Source organism: Kribbella sp. NPDC004138 (assembly GCF_053603655.1).
This window is the reverse complement of sequence record NZ_JBSGFZ010000022.1, coordinates 1-15,882: the sequence shown is the minus strand read 5'-3', so window position 1 is coordinate 15,882 and position 15,882 is coordinate 1. Positions and strand designations below refer to the sequence as shown.

The following is a 15,882-nucleotide window of genomic DNA, read 5'->3' as shown; positions in this document are numbered from 1 at the left end:
CGGCCTCAGCTCTCCTCGTTGATCGCCATCGCCGGCCGCGGCGCGCGGCCCGGCGGCTGTGGCGGGCGGGGCAGCAACGGCCGGCGCTTCTCCAGGGTCCGGATCACCGGCTGCTTCGCGGTGACCGTGATCAGCTCACCGGCGTGCCGCAACGTCAGCGACGCGTCCGGCCCGTCGTGCACCGAGTACTTCACCGAGAGCGGGTCGATCTCCACCCGCAGCCGCACCCCGCGCCAGCGGACGGCGAAACTCAATCCGGCCAGGCCGACCGGCAACGCCGGATCGAAGCACAGGCAGCCGTCCCACTCGCGCAATCCACCGAACCCGGCCACCAGCGCACTCCAGGCACCGCCGAGCGAGGCCATGTGCAGACCGTCGCCGGTGTTGTGGTGCAGGTTGCGCATGTCGATCAGGGCCGCTTCGTACGCATAGTCGTAGGCCAGGTCCAGGTGCCCGACCTCGGCGGCCATCACGGCCTGCACGCACGCCGACAACGACGAGTCCCGCACGGTGAGCCGCTCGTAGTAGTCGAAGTTCCGCGCCTTCTCCTCGGTGGTGAACGCGTCGCCGCACCAGTACGTCGCCAGCATCAGATCGGCCTGTTTGACGACCTGGGTGCGGTACAGCTGGAAATACGGCGCGTGCAGCAGGAGCGGATACCTGTCCTTGTAGGCCTCGAAATCCCAGACGGCATATCCGGTGAAGCCTTCGGACTGGGGATGCACGCCGAGGTCCTCGTCGTACGGGATGTAGACGGCGGCCGCGGCGTCCCGCCAGATCGCCTCCTCCTCGCTGTCGACCCCGAGCTCACGCGCCTTCGCCGGCACCTTCGCGGCGATCTCGGCCGCCGAGCGCAGGTTGCGGGCCGCCATCAGGTTGGTGAAAACGTTGTCGTCGGCAACAGCGCTGTACTCGTCCGGGCCGGTCACTCCGGGCAGGTGCCAGCGCCCTTCGCGGTCGTGGTGGCCGAGCGACATCCACAACCGGGCGGTCTCGACCAGCAGCTCGAGCCCGACCTCGTCGAGGAAGTCGTCGTCGCCGGTGGCCCGGTAGTACCGCATGACGGCCTCGGCGATGTCGGCGTTGATGTGGAACGCCGCCGTCCCCGCCGGCCAGTAGCCGGAGCATTCCTGGCCGCGGATCGTCCGCCACGGGAACGCGGCCCCGCGGAAGCCGAGCTCCGCGGCGCGTTGCTTCGCCATCTCCAGCGTCGAATGGCGCCAGCGCAGCGCGTCCGCGGCGGCGTCCGGCATCGTGTAGGTCAGCACCGGCAGCACGAAGCCCTCGGTGTCCCAGAACGTGTGCCCGTCGTACCCGGCGCCGGTCAGTCCCTTCGACGGGATCGCCCGCCGCTCGGCGCGCGCACCGGCCTGCAGGAGGTGGAACAGCGCGAACCGGACCGCCTGCTGCAACTCCGGATGCCCTTGCACCTCGACGTCGGCGCCGTCCCAGAAGTCGTCCAGGAACTCGGCCTGCTGCCCGGTCAGGCCGTCCCAGCCGGAGAACCGGGCGCTCGCGAGCGCGGCCGCGACCTGGTCCCGGATGGCGGTCTCGGACCGCAGGCTGGACCAGCCGTACGCCAGGTACTTCACGACGCGCAGGCTCTCGCCCGGCTGCAGCTGGCAGATCACCGTGGTCCGCGCCCAGTCCTCGCGGACGTCCTGGTCCATCGCGTAGCGGACCGAGGTGTCCACCTCGTGCGCCATCGCCGCGGCCATCAGCTGCTGGCTGCGGGTCGTGCGGTGGATCAGGACGGTCCCGTGCTCGCCGCCGTCGTGGCTGACCGGCTTCAGCGGGTTGTCCAGGACCGCGGCCACCCGCGGATCGTCGGACAGCTTCGGCTGCGCCTCGTTCGCCACGAGCTCGGACTGGATCACGAATCGGGCCGGCTGGTCGACGGGCTCGACGACGTACTCGATCGCGGCCACCGCGCGCTGGGTGAGCGACACGAGCCGGCGGCTGCGGACCTTGATCCGCTTGCCGCCCGGTGACGTCCAGTCCACGTCCCGCTCGAGGATGCCGGTGCGGAAGTCCAGCGACCGCTCGTGCTTGGACAGGTAGCCGTAGCGGATGTCGAACGGCGAGTCGTCGACGAGCAGCCGGATCAGCTTGCCGTTGGTGACGTCCACGAGGGTCTGCCCGGACTCCGGGTAGCCATAGCCGGCCTCCGCGTACGGCAGCGGGCGCTGCTCGTAGAACGAGTTCAGGTACGTGCCGGGGATCGCATACGGCTCGCCCTCGTCGAGGTTGCCGCGCAGGCCGATGTGCCCGTTCGACAGGGCGAACAGGGACTCCGCCTGCGCCAGCTTGTCGAGCGCGAGCCGCGTCTCGCGCAGCCGCCACGGCTCGATCGGATGGTGGCCCCGGTCGATCATTCGCCCTCCACCTCCGGCCGCAGCAGGTCGGCCAGGTCGCGGACCACGACGTCGGCGCCGTGCGACTTCAGCTCGGCCGCCTGGCCGACGCGGTCCACTCCGATCACCCGCCCGAAGTGGCCCGAACGACCGGCGGACACACCCGCCAGCGCGTCCTCGAAGACCGCCGCCGCGGACGGGTCGACGCCGAAGCCCTTGGCCGCGGCGAGGAACGTGTCCGGCGCCGGCTTGCCCTTCAGGCCCTCGGTCCGGATCGTCACACCGTCGACGATCTGCTCGACGAACCGCGCCAGGCCGGTGACCTCCAGCACCTGGCGGGTGTTCGCACTCGACGACACGACGGCCCGGCGGAGCCCGGCCTGCTCGGCGGCCTCCAGATACTTCCGGGAGCCCTCGAACACGTGCACGCCGTCGGTGCGGATCCGCCGCTGCACCGCCTCGTTCTTCCGGTTGCCGAGACCGTTGACCGTCATCGCGGACGGCGGATCCCCGGCCGTGCCCTCCGGCAAGGTGATGCCGCGCGAGGTCAGGAAGTCCCGGACGCCGTCGGGCCGCGGCTTGCCGTCCACATACGCGTCGTACTCCGCGCGGGCGTCGAACGGCACGAAGGCGATCCCGTGCTGCGCCGCATAGTCGCGGAGGAACTCGTCGAACATCTCTTTCCACGCGGCAGCATGAACGGCGGCGGTGTCGGTGAGCACACCATCCAGGTCGAACAGGCAGGCCCGGATCCCCGTAGGTAGTCCCAGCATGATCACCACATTAGCGGTCCGGGGACCACTGGTCGGGGAGGCCGAAGCCCGGGAACCGGGACGCACCGAACGTGGTGATCTCCACGATCTTGCCGTCGTCGACCCACAGCACGTCGAGCTTGAAGGCCCGCCAGATCGAATCGCCCGGTCGCTTCAGGTACGTCGCCGCGGCGGGCAGCCGGTTCGCCGACGTCGGCACGAGCCGCCAGTCGCCGTCGCGGTCCGGCCCGAAGGCCCGCTGGAACAGCGGCAGGCAGGCGCGCAGCCCGGTGAACGACAGCCGGTCGGGCGGCATCGAGACCCGCAGGTCCTCGCCGGCGATCGCGATCGCCGCCTCGGCGTCACAGCGCTCGTGGGCGTCGATGAAGCGCGCCAGCACCTCCCGCTCCTCCGCGGTCGGCCGCGGCGCGGACCAGTCGGCGCGGTGCTCCGGCAGCCGCTGCTGCATCGTCACCCGCGCCCGCTGCAACGCGCTGTTGGCCGCCGCCACGCTCGTCTCCAGCAGCTTCGCCGTGTCGGCGGCCGACCAGCCGAGCACATCGCGGGCGATCAGCGCGGCGCGTTGCCGGGCCGGCAGCGCCTGCAGCGCGATCAGGAAGGTGAGCTCGATCGTCTCCCGGTCCACCACGACGGCGTCCGGCTGATCGGCCGGCGGCGCGATCTCGTCCAGCAGCCGATCGGGATACGGCTGCAACCAGACCAACTCCCCCGGCGAGTCCGTGGCGGCGGACACCGGGCGCCGGCTGCGCTGACGGGTGAGGTCGAGACAGACGTTGGTGGCGATCCGGTACAGCCAGGCGCGGAAGAAGGTGCGCCCGTCGTACTGATCGCGACCGCGCCAGGCCCGCAGCAGCGTCTCCTGGACCGCGTCCTCGGCGTCGTCGAACGAGGCCAGCATCCGGTAGCAGTGCACGTGGAGCTCGCGGCGATGCCGGCCCGCGAGGTCGGCGAACGCGGTCTCGTCACCCGCGAACGCCGCCTCCTCGAGAGTCGTCACGAGGCGGTCCTTCCCACCTCCTGGACCGTCCAGCCGTTGCCGTCCGGGTCCTCGAAAGACAGGAAGCTCTCGTAGTCACCGCGCGCCGGCGCGAGACCGGGACGCTTCCCCTCGGGGGTGAAGTGGAACGGCTCGCTCACCTCGACCCCGCGGCCGGCCAGCTCGGCATGCGCGGCCTCGATGTCGTTCACCACCAGGTGGGTGCCCTGGTAGCTGCCCGGCGGTGCGGCGGTCAGGCCGGTCCCGATCGTGATCGAGCACGCCGACCCGGGCGGTGTCAGCTGCACGACCCGGAACGAGTCGCCCGCCCGATGGTCGACGTCCTCGGCGAACCCCAACTGCTCGGTGTAGAACTTCTTCGCCCGGTCCACGTCCGTCACCGGCACGATCACGAGCTCGAGTTTCCAGTCCATCTGCGTCATCTCGGGGCCTCCACGGTCAGGTCGGTCCCAGTCTGACCGACGTTAGATGACCGTGTAACGACGCCCGGGCCGAAAACTCATCGGTCGATCGATGACTACTTTCCGGCCGCCTCGAAGACCTTCGCGAACCAGTCCAGCTGCGCGAGCTGCTGGTACGTCTGGCCGCCCTCGTGCTCGTTGTAGTGGTACACCTCGATGTCCTTCTGCTCGCTGCCGGTGGCGCCGTAGTGGTTGAAGGCGGCGAACACCGTCGAGGGCGGGCAGATCGGGTCCATCAGCGCGACCGAGAACAGCGCCGGCGCCGTGGCGAGCCGGCCGAGGTTGACGCCGTCGAAGTAGCCGAGCGTGGTGAGCGCCGCGTCGACGTCCTGGCGGAACCCCTTCAGGTACCGCGTGATCTCGCCGTACGGGTCCTTGTCGGTGATCTGCAGCGCCCGCTGGAAGTGGCACAGGAACGGTACGTCGGGCGCACAGCCGAGCAGCTCGATCCCGGCGATCGGCGCCAGGCCGGCCGCCGCGATCGCGATGCCGCCGCCCTGGCTGCCGCCGGTGACGACCATCCGGTCCGGGTCGACCAGCGGCGACGTCCGGGCCGCGTCGAGCGCCCGCACCGCGTCGATGAAGACCCGGCGGTAGTAGTACGTCTCCGGGTCGGTGATTCCCAGCGTCATGAAACCGGGCGTGTGGTTGAGACCGGCGTACGGCGTGGCGTCCGGCGTCCCGTCGACGCCGCCGGCACTGTACCCCTGGCCGCGGGTGTCCATCACGAAGTGCGCGTAACCGGCCTGCGCCCACAGCGTGGTCGCGTGCGGGAAGCCCCGGCCCCCGGAGTACCCGTGGTACTGCACGACGGTCGGCAACGGACCGGTCGCGCCGGCCGGAACGTGCAGCCAGCCCTTCACCGGGGAGCCGTCGAAACCGGCGTAAGTGACGTCGTAGGTGTCGATCACCGCGAGCTTGTTGTCGATCAGGGTGAACGTGGCGGACAGGTCGTCGGTGCGCGCCTTCTCGATCGAGCGGCGCCAGAAATCGACCAGGTCGGCGGGCGCGGCCACCTCGGGCCGGTACTCGCGGAGCTTGTCGAGGGAAAGGTCGAACATGGCCATAACCGGCAAACCTACGCCCACCGGCGGTCCGGCGGTAAGCGATGTCCAAATCCGGCCGCAGGTGACCTAGGGTGAGGTGATGCCGACCCCGAACATCGTCTTCGTGATGTCCGACGATCACGCCGCGCACGCGATCTCGGCGTACAGCAACAACACACGTAGCAAGGTCAACAGCACGCCGCACCTGGACCGGCTGGCCCGCGACGGAGTCCGGATGGACGCGACGTACTGCACGAACTCGATCTGCTCCCCCTCGCGGGCCTCGATCCTGACCGGGACGTACAGCCACGTGAACGGCGTCGCCTCGATCTTCACCGAGATCGACTACCGGGTGCCGACGTTCGCCGAGGTGCTGCAGGACGCCGGCTACCAGACCGCTCTGTTCGGCAAATGGCATCTCGGTGAGCGGCCGGAGTCCGCGCCGCGGCACTTCGACGACTGGCGGGTGTTCCCCGGCCAGGGCGACTACGTCGACCCACTGATGATCGGGCCGGACGGCGCGGCGACCGTGCCCGGGTACGCGACGGACATCGTCACGGACCAGAGCATCGACTGGATCCGCTGGCGGGACCCGGACCGCCCGTTCCTGCTGCTCGTGCACCACAAGGCGCCGCATCGGCCATGGGTGCCGGACGAGAAGCACAAGCACCTCTACCCGGTCGGTTCAATCCCGGAGCCGAGCACGCTGTTCGACGACCACAGCACGCGCAGCCAGGCGGTTCGCGGCGTGCGCATGTCCGTCGCGGACGACCTGGGCGCGGACGAGCTCGGCGAAGAGCTGCCGGACGAGCTGCGCGGCCCGGAGAACCGGGAGGCGCGGATGCGCTGGAAGTACCAGCGCTACCTGCGCGACTACTTGCAGTGCGTCCAGTCCATCGACGACAACGTCGGGCGGCTGCTCGACGTCCTCGACGAGGAGGGCGTCAGCGACAACACGGCCGTCGTCTACACGTCCGACCAGGGGTTCTTCCTCGGCGACCACGGCTGGTTCGACAAGCGGCTGATGTTCGACGAGTCGCTGCAGATGCCGATGATGATCCGCTGGCCGTCGGTGATCCCGGCCGGCGGCACCTGCGACGCGATGGTCACCAACGTGGACTTCGCAGCGACCTTCCTCGACATGGCGGGGCTGGAGCTGCCCACGTCCCAAGGCCGCAGCTTCCTGCCGCTACTGCGTGGTGAGCAGGTCCCGGATTGGCCGACGGCGATCTACTACCGGTACTGGGAGCACGACGACCCGTACCACCACGCCCCCGCGCACTACGGGATCCGCACGAAGGACTTCAAGCTCATCCACTACTACGGCGCCGGCCTAGGGGTGCCGGGCTCGTCGGAGCGACTGTTCGAATCCGAGTGGGAGCTGTACGACCTGCAGAAGGATCCGGAGGAGCTGATCAACGTCGCCGAGGACCCGGCGTTCGCCGAGACCCGCGCTGCGCTGACCGCCGAACTGGCAGAACTCCAAAGGCACTATGCCGACCTGCCGTACGACGGCCCGTCGACCCCGGCACCGAAGTGGTCGTGGGCGGACGAGAGGTCACTGGAGCATGCAGCCGAGCACAGGCAACGCGTGGAACAGGACCCGGAGACCAACAGGTCCCACTGACTCGGGACCTTCGGCCCTCTACACCCCCGTTCTGGTCCAGGACGGTTGACCCAGGGGCAACCAGGGGGTGGTGGGGGAACATGTCGAGAACAGTGCAATTTCTCGGAGCGCTCGCCGCGGCGAGTCTGGCATGCGGAGCCGTGACAACCCAGCCGGCGTCGGCCACGGCATCGGCCGTGTGCTCGGTGGGAGTCGGTGCAGTCACTGGTAGCGGCGAGTCCGGCAGTGCCGTCTTGGCGACCATGCCGCCGACTTGGTCGTCCGGACTCTTCGTGAACAAGCCGTATCCCGCCCCAGTTCGGCTGAGCAGCGCGATTGCTTCCTCGAAGAACGGGGAGGGCGACTACGACGTCAGCGGTTACGTCGTACTGGGCGACACGTTGTACAACACCTACTCCCTCGTCCACGAGGACGGGGAGATCATGGCCCGAGCGCTCGTGCGGATCGGTGGCGGCTGGAGCAGCTACGTCGCTCTCCACCGTTCGTCCTACTCGGCGCCGGGCACGTTGCCGCGCAACACGGTCTACGGGCTGCGTCGCGACGGCGTGCTGTTCCGGTGGAACGCCGCCAACTGGGGCCAGAAGACGTCGTACCCGGGATTCTCCGCGGTCAAGTCGATGGCACTGATCAGTGCGACCGCGACGTACGACACCTTCCTGGCCAACACCCGGGGCGGTGCGCTGTACACGATCCACATTCCAGTGACGTCGCCCATGAAGCCGGTCGTCAAACTCGTCCGCCGGTCAGGCTGGCAAGGTTTCGAGGCGATGCTCGCGCAGAAGTGCGGCATCTACGGAACGCTCGTGATCGGGATCGACACCGACACCCACGCCGGATACCTGTACGCCGTCGGGCACGCCGTCGGAACCTCGACCGTCATCGAGCCGCGTGGCAAGGTCCCCGGATCGTTCGGCTCCGCCGTGTACTTCCGATGGATCACGCAACCCGAACCGCCGCCCTTCGGTGAATAGGGGGCCGAGATGAGAAGCCGCACCACTGCGCTGATGGCGGCGATCGGACTGGCCGGCAGCCTGCTCGGCTGGCCGGCCGATGCGGCGCCGAACCGCGCGACGGTGACCTGTTCGGTCACGGCTGGCTCGGTGACGAGCAACGGTGACCACCGCGCCCAGGTCGTCACAAGCACTGTGCCGCCCACGCTGACGAGAGACTCTAAGGTCGCGCTGGAGGTGTTCGCGCCGGGTCTGGTCGGGCTCAGCACCTCCCTGCGTGCCGAACCGGACCCAGGCGGTTCTCACGTGTCCGGCTATGTCGTGATCGGCTCAGGGCTGTACCTCACCCGCTACCAGGCCGGCTTGACCGCCGAGGTCCACCACGCGCAGCTGACCCGGATCGGCGGCGGCTGGCGGGACTTTGTCGCCGTCGAGCAGTCCGTGTCCTCCGAGGACGCTCCCTGGCGGATGAACACCTACGGGCTGCGTTCCGACGGCGTCCTGTTCCGGTGGACCGTCGACCCGAACGGCGTCTGGCGCGGCAAGACGTCGTACCCGGGGTTCGCGGCGGTCAAGGCGATGGCGCTGATCAGCAAGACGCGGACCTACGACACCTTCCTGGCCACCACTCACGGCGGTGCGCTGTACACGATCCACATCCCGACCGGCACACCGATGAAACCAGTCGTGAAGCTCGTCCGGCGCGCGACCTGGCAGGGCTTCGAGTCACTGGTCGCGACCAGCTGCGGCAGCTACGGCACACTGCTGCTCGGAATCGACAAGGCGGCCGGCACGGGCTACCTGTACGCCGTTGGGCACGCCAATGGACCGGCCACGATCATCCTGCCGCGCGGCAAGGTCCCGGCCACCTTCGGCGACCCGGTCGACTTCCGCTGGTTCCTCCCGATCGACCGTCTCTTCGGCGAATGAGAGTCAGCCCGGGGAGTGCCCGGGCTACGGGGGCGCGAGATGATGTCGGCGGTGACCTCTCGGTGGAGGAGCTGTCCGGATGAGTGAAGCGACTGTGGTGTCGGTGAACGTCGGTCTGCCGAAGGACGTCGAGTGGAACGGGAAGACCGTCTACACCGGCGTGTGGAAGGGGCCGGTCGACGGGCCGGTGATGGTCCGTCGGCTGAACCTGGACGGCGACGGCCAGGGCGACTTGGCCGGCCACGGTGGCGAGCAGCGTGCGGTGCTGGTGTACCAGCTGGATTCCTACCGCTACTGGGCGCAGCACTTCGGGCGGGACGACTTCGGCTACGGACAGTTCGGCGAGAACCTGACGGTCGACGGGCTGCCGGACGACGAGGTCTGCATCGGTGACCGCTACCGGATCGGCGGCGCCGAGCTGGAGGTCACGCAGCCGCGCGTGACCTGCTACCGGGTCGGACTGCGGATGGGTGAGCCGGAGCTGCCGGCGCTGCTCGTCAGCCACCACCGGCCGGGGTTCTACTGCCGGGTGATCACCGAAGGCGAGATCGCGGCCGGTGATCCGATCGTCAAGACGGCTACCGGCCCGGGCGCCCTGAGCGTCTCCGACACGGATGCTCTGCTGTACCTACCCGACCGCGACATCGAGAAGCTGCGGATCGCCGTACGCATCCCGGCGATGAGCCCGGGGTGGCAAGGATCGTTCCACGAGCTTCTGGACAAGGAGAACGCACCAGGGCCGGCGTGGGACGGCTTCCGGCAGCTGCGCGTCACCGATGTCGTCGCTGAGGCCAAGGACGTGTTCTCCATCAAGCTCGCTGCACCCGACGGCGGTGAGCTGCCGGCGGCTCAGGCGGGTCAGTACCTGACGTTCCGGCTGCCGGAGGCTGTGCGCAGCTATTCGCTGTCCACCTCGCCCGGCTACCGTGTGAGCGTCAAGCAGGAGCCGCACGGGATCGGCAGCGCCTACATGGCTCAGCTGTCGTCCGGCAGTCTGCTGGAAGTCGCGGCAGCACGCGGTGAGTTCTTGCTCGAGGACGGCACCGGACCGGTGCTGCTGATCTCCGCGGGAATCGGAGTGACGCCTGTCCTCGCGATGCTTCACAGCCTGGCAGGCAGTAGTCGCGAGGTGTGGTGGATCCATGCGGCGCGCGGACAGACGGAGCACGCGTTCGCCGCGGAGGCACACGACCTGCTCGCCCAGCTCCCGAACGCTCACGAGCACATCTACTACAGCTCCGTCGAGGGGCGGCTGACCGAGGACAGGCTGCTCGAGCTGGGCCTACCGCCAGATGCCACGGCGTACGTCTGCGGTCCTGAGAGCTTCATGGCGGACATGCAGGCAGCACTGACCGCAGTAGGGGTCACTCGGGTCCGTACGGAGCTGTTCGGCGCGCTGGCATCGCTGAATCCCGGTGTCGTCGGCCAGACCCTCAGGCCGCCGCATCAGCCGGACGGTGCCGCCGGCAATGGGCCGCTGGTGACGTTTGCCCGCAGCGGCATCTCGACAGCCATGCGCGACGGCACCCTGCTCGAGCTGGCCGAAGCCTGTGACGTGCCGGCGCGGTGGAGCTGCCGCACCGGCGTCTGCCACAACTGCATCACCCCGGTGCTGTCCGGCGACCTCACGTACTCCCCCACCCCACTGGAACCGCCGCCGAGCGGGCAGGCGCTCCTCTGCTGCTCCCGCCCGGCGACCGACCTCATCTTGGATATGTAGCGGACGCCGCGCTACGGCAGCTTCAGGCCGAAGCCGGGCTGGTCGGTGAGGGTGATGTGGCCGTCCTCCAGCGTGTAGAAGCCGGGGCCGGGGACGCCTTCGACGATCGGGATGTTGCCGAGGCCGGCGGCCAGGTGAGCGGCGTACAGGGTCTTGAGTGGCTGGCCCCAAGCGTGCGGTGAGGCTTCGGCGGACAGCTCGGGCATGGTGCGGCGCCAGGCGGTGAGGCCGTGGCCGGTGACGTCCATCAGGGCCACGTCCACGAGACCGTCGCGGGCCAGCTGGAGGACGTGCTCCACGTTCGGGTCGTACTCGCCGTCGGCGACCTTGGGGCGGACCGGCAGCTTCTGCAGGTACGCGTGGAGCGCCTCCAGATCGGGGCGGCGTTCTGCGAACGGCTCCTCGATCCAGTACAGGTCGCAGTCCGCGACACCGTCCAGGTACTCGAACAGGGTGTTCACGCTGAAGCCGTCGTTGCCGTCGACAAGGATCCCGGCGTCGGGGTACAGCTCGCGGGTCAGCCGGGTCACCTCGATGTCCCGCTGCAGACCGCCGTGGGAGTCCATCCAGCGATGCCCGCGGCCGATCTTCAGCTTGAAGTCGCGGAACCCGAACTCGTGATCCTGGGCGAGGTTCGCCCGGATCGCGTCCAGCCCGCCGTCGAGGTCGTCGAGGTAGATCCCGCCGCTGTAGCAGCGCACCCGGGGCGACCCGGCGCCGCCGAGCATCGCGTACACCGGCACGTCGAGGACCCGCGCCGCGAGATCGTGCAGCGGGTAGTCGAGGAACTCGGCCGCCGGGTCGATCACCCCGCGGTCCGGGTCGATCAGTTCTGCGAGGTTCCGTCCGACGAGCGAGCCGGGGTCCGCGTCGTGCAGCGGCAGCCCCCAGCCCGTCGCGCCGCGGTCGGTCTCCACCACGTACGCCGTGGTGCTGCCGCCGCTCCCGTGGCTCCCGAGGAACGAGTTGCGGCCGATCGTGCGGAGGTAGTCGTAGCGGATCTCGGTGGTCGTGACCGAGCTGATGACGTGCCTGGCGAGGGTCATCGGTCAACGATAGACAGAGACCAGCCGTCGGAACGCCGCCGGATTGCTGAGCACGTCGGTGTTGTCCGCGAACTGGTCGATCGACCCGATCAGCCCGTGCCGCGCCACCGCTTCGTCGGTCACGGTCGCCAGGCACGCCTGCACGAACCGGTCCGCACCGAGCACCATCGCGGGCCGGTCGAAGTACGGCCGCGGGGCCGGGTCGAGCTCGTCGGTGATCCCGAGCGCCTTGTGCCGCCGGGCGACCAGCTCGTACGCCGTGACGAGCGCCCGCTCGCGCTCGGCGTACGACGTGGCCGCGACCGCGTCGGCCAGCGCGACGTCGAGCCCGTCCGGGTGATCGAGCCGCGCGAACGCCGTACCGAGCCACTTGCTGTACGGCGCGTAGGCCTTGGCCTGCAACAGGGCCAGGCGCATGAGATCCCGCACCAGCCGGGCAGCCACGACCCGCGACCCGAGCTCGTCACCTACCTCGTGCGTGCGCTGGACGAACGCCTCCTCCTGGGCAACACGGGACCACTGGCAGGCCAGGGTCCACCGCCAGATCTGGTCCGGGTACCAGGCCAGCGCCTCACGAACCCGGGCCAGCCGTCCGTCGTCCGCGTACACCCGGCCGGCCACCACACCGAGGAGCTGCTGCTGCGGAGTCACCAGCCAGTCGTCGATCCCGATGCCCTGTGACGCGTCGAACCCGAGCTGCCCCCGCAACCAGTCCCCCAGCGTCGCGACGGTCACGTGGTGCCGCGGCGCCAAGCTGTCCCAACCGAAGCGCACCGGATACCCGTCGTACTCGTCGGGCAGCCCGTCGTCGACCGCCTTCCGCACCCGCTCGACCTCGGCCGCGTCCACCAGTACGGCGAGCCGCGGCCCCCAGCCGTGGTCCATCGACCGCGCGGTGTCGTATCCGAGCACGTCCGACCCCCACCCGAGCAGCCCGGCCGCGTAGCCGATGTCCCCCACCAGCGGCGCGACCACCTCGGAGTGAAACCTTTCCGCGACCTCAGCCGCCGGCCTGAACTCAGCCTTGGAACCCACTGGGCCGCCTTTCGGTTCGATCTGCCCGTTTACAGTTGCCCGGTGCGACATGTGGTGTGGGACTGGAACGGAACGCTGCTCAATGACAATCACGCCGTCCTGGCTGCCGTCAACGAAGTTTGTGCCGGGTTCGGGCGGGCGGAGCTGAGCTGGGGCGAGTGGCAGGCGGCCTACGCGCGGCCGATGCGGCTGTCGTACGAGCAGATCCTGCGGCGCACTCTGGACGAGGCGGAGTGGGAGCAGGTCGACAAGCTCTACCACGATCGGTACGACGCGCTGCTGCACACCTGTGAGCTGGCCGCCGGGACGCACGAGGTGCTGCGGTCCTGCACGGCGAGCGGGCGGACGCAGTCGTTGCTGTCGATGTGGTTCCACTCGCGGCTCACGCCCACGGTCGAGCACTACGGGCTGACGACCTACTTCACCCGGATCGACGGGCTGCCCGGCGAGGTCGGCGGCGGCTCGAAGGCCGACAGCCTGGTCCGGCATCTGGAGGCGCAGCAGCTCGATCCGGCCGATGTCGTCCTGATCGGGGACGTCGTCGACGACGCCGAGGCGGCCCAGGCGGCCGGCGCCCGCTGCGTGCTCGTCACCACTGGCGCGATGACCCCGCAAGCCCTGCACTCGACGGGCGCCCCGGTCGCCGCTTCGATCACGGAGGCGCTCCAACTGCTCGACGCCTGAGACGACAGCCGCCATGATCCCCAGGGGTACAGGCCCGTGGTTCTCCCTGGTGTGATGCACCTGCCTGCGACGAGACGGTGGTTTCACACCGAAGAGCGTCCAGGGAGGCACCCCGATGAAGCAGTACTACGGCCCAGTGGTCGTCCTACTCGACAGCCAGGACACGCTGGAGTGGGCTGCGGCCGAAGCCGCGGCCCGGAGCGCCGAGCTGCGCATCGTGCACGCGTTCCGCTGGCCCCACCTGCTCGACCCGCTCGGTGAGCTGACCGTCGACGAGCGGGACCTGAAGGCAGCCGAGGAGGTCGTCGACGAGGCGGCCGGCCACGTCCGGCAGATCTTCCCGAGCCTGCGGATCTCCACCACGGTCTTCCCCGGCCGCCCGGCCACCGCACTGCTGAACGAGGCCCGCGAGAGCACCGGCGCACTCGTGGTGATCGGGCACGGTCGCAGCTTCGAGCGGAGCCTGGCCCGGCGGTTGGCCCGCCGTACGACGGGGTCGCTGGCAGTCGTCGGGCTGACCGCGGACCACGCGGCCGGACCGTCCACGGGGCGTGTGGTCGTCGCCGTCGACGGTCACGACCGGTCGGATGCGCTGGGGTTCGCGTTCGGCGCGGCGCGGCGGCGGGGCACTGGTCTGACCATCCTGCACACCGGTCCGGCCGACGTCACCGCGTGGCAGACGGCGTACCCGGAGGTCGACATACGGCGGAGCGCGGTCACCGGCACCGTCGCGAGCGCCGTGCTGGCCGAGTCCGCTGCCGCGGCCCTGACCGTCCTGACAGCCGACCGGACCTGGCTTCAGCAGACCGGCAACGCGACAGTCGCCCGGCTCGCGCGCGGTCCAGTAATACTGGTCTGACCAGTGGACCCGGGCCGGCCCGGCTAGGCTGACCGGCGTGGGGATGGCAGATCGCGAGCATCGAGAGCTGAGGGGCCGGCAGCGGGAGACCGAAGTACTGAGAGGGCTCGTCAGCGAGGCGAGGGCCGGCCGCAGCCAGGTGCTGCTGCTGACAGGCGAGGCCGGTGTCGGCAAGTCGGCCTTGCTGGACACCCTGATCGCCGGTGCCGACGGCTGCCGGATCACCCGAACCGCCGGGGTCGAGTCCGAGATGGAGCTCGCGTACGCGGGCCTGCACCAGCTCCTCCAGCCGTTCCTGGAACATCTCGAGCGACTGCCGGCACCGCAGCGCGAGGCGCTCGGTACGGCGTTCGGCCTGGTGAGCGGCCCGACGCCGGACAAGTTCCTGATCGGTCTCGCGGTCCTGAACCTGCTCTGCGACGCCGCCGGCGACCGGCCCGTGCTGTGCGTGGTCGACGATGCGCAGTGGCTGGACCTGATGTCCGCGCGCATCCTCGCCTTCGTCGCCCGCAGGCTCGCGGCCGAATCCGTGGTGATGGTCTTCGCGGTCCGCGACGGCAACGACCACGCGTTCACCGGCCTGACCGAGCTGGCGGTCCGCGGCCTCGACGAGACCGAGGCGCGAGCACTGCTCGAATCCGTGCTGCCGGGGCCGATCGACCCGCGGGTCCGCGACCGGATCGTCGCCGAGACCCACGGCAACCCGCTCGCCCTGCTCGAACTCCCGCGTGCCTGGACCGCCGCGGAGCTGGCCGGCGGTCTGACCAGGGGCAGCCTGGCCGGCCGGATCGAGGACAGTTTCGTCCGGCGCCTCGAAGTCCTCGAGCCCGGCACCCGGCTGCTCCTGCTCACCGCAGCCGCGGAACCGCTGGGCGACCCGACCCTGCTGTGGCAGGCGGCCGAGCGGCTCGGGCTCGGCGCCGACCCGGCGGCCGGCGCGATCGAGTCCGGGCTGATCACCTTCGGCCGGCAGATCCGGTTCCGGCATCCGCTCGTGCGCTCCGCGGCGTACCGGATGGCGACACCGCAGCAGCGGCTGGCCGTTCATCGGGCCCTCGCCGACGTCACCGATCCCGGGACCGACCCCGATCGCCGGGCGTGGCACCGGGCGCAGGCGACCATGGCGCCCGACGAGGACGTCGCCGCCGAGCTCGAACGGTCCGCGCAGCGCGCCCGGGCCCGTGGCGGGTTCTTCGCGGCCGGCACATTCCTGGAGCGGGCGGCGGCGCTGACCATCGACCCGGGCCGCCGGGCCGACCGCGTGCTGGCCGCCGCCACCGCCCAGCGGAGCGCCGGCGGGCTCGACGCCGCGAACGCCTCGTTGATCTCGATCAGGTCGAGGTCGGCCGGCGCGATGCCTTCCTTCGCGCAGGCCTTCACGATCGCGTTCGCCGGCTGGC

At 70.0% G+C, this 15,882-nt stretch carries 13 protein-coding genes and 1 pseudogene; 7 read left to right on the top strand and 7 right to left on the bottom strand.

Going from position 1 to position 15,882, the window contains the following annotated elements; genetic code table 11:
• Window positions 1-5 precede the first annotated feature (5 nt).
• The 5 genes from ACWEOO_RS28405 to ACWEOO_RS28385 all read right to left on the bottom strand — a co-directional run bounded on the left by ACWEOO_RS28405 (window position 6) and on the right by ACWEOO_RS28385 (window position 5,646).
• Window positions 6-2,375 (bottom strand): glycoside hydrolase family 65 protein, encoded by a 2,370-nt coding sequence (locus tag ACWEOO_RS28405; RefSeq protein WP_452145624.1) that lies wholly within the window; start codon window positions 2,373-2,375, stop codon window positions 6-8.
• Entirely contained in the window at window positions 2,372-3,127 is a 756-nt protein-coding gene (locus ACWEOO_RS28400; protein ID WP_363709198.1) for a beta-phosphoglucomutase family hydrolase, read from the bottom strand. Before ACWEOO_RS28400 ends, ACWEOO_RS28405 begins: the two co-directional genes overlap by 4 nt.
• Window positions 3,128-3,137: 10 nt before the next feature.
• Window positions 3,138-4,124 (bottom strand): RNA polymerase subunit sigma-70, encoded by a 987-nt coding sequence (locus ACWEOO_RS28395; RefSeq protein ID WP_452145623.1) that lies wholly within the window; start codon window positions 4,122-4,124, stop codon window positions 3,138-3,140.
• On the bottom strand, window positions 4,121-4,546 hold the full coding sequence (locus tag ACWEOO_RS28390; protein ID WP_452145622.1) for a glyoxalase superfamily protein: 426 nt from the start codon (window positions 4,544-4,546) through the stop codon (window positions 4,121-4,123). The genes ACWEOO_RS28395 and ACWEOO_RS28390 overlap by 4 nt, the downstream gene beginning before the upstream one ends.
• A 95-nt stretch (window positions 4,547-4,641) precedes the next feature.
• Window positions 4,642-5,646: an acetylxylan esterase gene (locus ACWEOO_RS28385; RefSeq protein WP_452145621.1), complete on the bottom strand. Its 1,005-nt coding sequence runs from the start codon at window positions 5,644-5,646 to the stop codon at window positions 4,642-4,644.
• An 85-nt stretch (window positions 5,647-5,731) separates the two neighbouring features.
• Here ACWEOO_RS28385 and ACWEOO_RS28380 point away from each other — a divergent pair, with 85 nt between their 5' ends.
• The 4 genes from ACWEOO_RS28380 to ACWEOO_RS28365 all read left to right on the top strand — a co-directional run bounded on the left by ACWEOO_RS28380 (window position 5,732) and on the right by ACWEOO_RS28365 (window position 10,858).
• Window positions 5,732-7,258, top strand: coding sequence for a sulfatase family protein (locus ACWEOO_RS28380; RefSeq protein WP_452145620.1), 1,527 nt, complete (start codon window positions 5,732-5,734; stop codon window positions 7,256-7,258).
• Between the two features lie 272 nt (window positions 7,259-7,530).
• Window positions 7,531-8,229 carry a hypothetical protein gene (locus ACWEOO_RS28375; protein ID WP_452145619.1) on the top strand — a complete coding sequence of 233 codons (699 nt, stop codon included), beginning with the start codon at window positions 7,531-7,533 and terminating at the stop codon, window positions 8,227-8,229.
• 9 nt (window positions 8,230-8,238) lie between these two features.
• Complete coding sequence (locus ACWEOO_RS28370; RefSeq protein ID WP_452145618.1) at window positions 8,239-9,138, top strand: hypothetical protein; 900 nt, start codon at window positions 8,239-8,241, stop codon at window positions 9,136-9,138.
• A gap of 79 nt (window positions 9,139-9,217) precedes the next feature.
• Window positions 9,218-10,858 carry an MOSC domain-containing protein gene (locus tag ACWEOO_RS28365; RefSeq protein WP_452145617.1) on the top strand — a complete coding sequence of 547 codons (1,641 nt, stop codon included), beginning with the start codon at window positions 9,218-9,220 and terminating at the stop codon, window positions 10,856-10,858.
• Window positions 10,859-10,869: 11 nt separating this feature from the next.
• On the opposite strand, the gene ACWEOO_RS28360 is transcribed toward ACWEOO_RS28365, so the two are convergent.
• A complete protein-coding gene (locus ACWEOO_RS28360) occupies window positions 10,870-11,904 on the bottom strand; it encodes an enolase C-terminal domain-like protein (RefSeq protein WP_452145616.1) in 1,035 nt (344 codons plus the stop codon).
• A 3-nt stretch (window positions 11,905-11,907) separates the two neighbouring features.
• Window positions 11,908-12,939, bottom strand: coding sequence for a DUF4037 domain-containing protein (locus ACWEOO_RS28355; RefSeq protein ID WP_452145615.1), 1,032 nt, complete (start codon window positions 12,937-12,939; stop codon window positions 11,908-11,910).
• A 42-nt stretch (window positions 12,940-12,981) separates the two neighbouring features.
• Between ACWEOO_RS28355 and ACWEOO_RS28350 the strand changes: the two genes are divergently transcribed.
• From ACWEOO_RS28350 to ACWEOO_RS28340, 3 genes and pseudogenes are all read left to right on the top strand, one after another.
• The gene (locus ACWEOO_RS28350; RefSeq protein WP_452145614.1) at window positions 12,982-13,623 is read left to right on the top strand and encodes an HAD family hydrolase; all 642 of its coding nucleotides are present in this window, start codon (window positions 12,982-12,984) and stop codon (window positions 13,621-13,623) included.
• A 115-nt stretch (window positions 13,624-13,738) separates the two neighbouring features.
• Window positions 13,739-14,482 carry a universal stress protein gene (locus ACWEOO_RS28345; RefSeq protein WP_452145613.1) on the top strand — a complete coding sequence of 248 codons (744 nt, stop codon included), beginning with the start codon at window positions 13,739-13,741 and terminating at the stop codon, window positions 14,480-14,482.
• A gap of 43 nt (window positions 14,483-14,525) precedes the next feature.
• A pseudogene (locus ACWEOO_RS28340) lies at window positions 14,526-14,960 on the top strand (AAA family ATPase); the annotation flags it as partial.
• Window positions 14,961-15,882: the final 922 nt, after the last annotated feature.

Excerpts from the sequence above, each read along its gene's own strand:
- ACWEOO_RS28405 (WP_452145624.1), bottom strand. The coding sequence starts at position 2,375 with ATGATCGACCGGGGCCACCATCCGATCGAGCCGTGGCGGCTGCGCGAG.
- ACWEOO_RS28400 (WP_363709198.1), bottom strand. The coding sequence starts at position 3,127 with ATGCTGGGACTACCTACGGGGATCCGGGCCTGCCTGTTCGACCTGGAT.
- ACWEOO_RS28390 (WP_452145622.1), bottom strand. The coding sequence starts at position 4,546 with ATGACGCAGATGGACTGGAAACTCGAGCTCGTGATCGTGCCGGTGACG.
- ACWEOO_RS28385 (WP_452145621.1), bottom strand. The coding sequence starts at position 5,646 with ATGTTCGACCTTTCCCTCGACAAGCTCCGCGAGTACCGGCCCGAGGTG.
- ACWEOO_RS28380 (WP_452145620.1), top strand. The coding sequence starts at position 5,732 with ATGCCGACCCCGAACATCGTCTTCGTGATGTCCGACGATCACGCCGCG.
- ACWEOO_RS28370 (WP_452145618.1), top strand. The coding sequence starts at position 8,239 with ATGAGAAGCCGCACCACTGCGCTGATGGCGGCGATCGGACTGGCCGGC.
- ACWEOO_RS28365 (WP_452145617.1), top strand. The coding sequence starts at position 9,218 with ATGAGTGAAGCGACTGTGGTGTCGGTGAACGTCGGTCTGCCGAAGGAC.
- ACWEOO_RS28360 (WP_452145616.1), bottom strand. The coding sequence starts at position 11,904 with ATGACCCTCGCCAGGCACGTCATCAGCTCGGTCACGACCACCGAGATC.
- ACWEOO_RS28345 (WP_452145613.1), top strand. The coding sequence starts at position 13,739 with ATGAAGCAGTACTACGGCCCAGTGGTCGTCCTACTCGACAGCCAGGAC.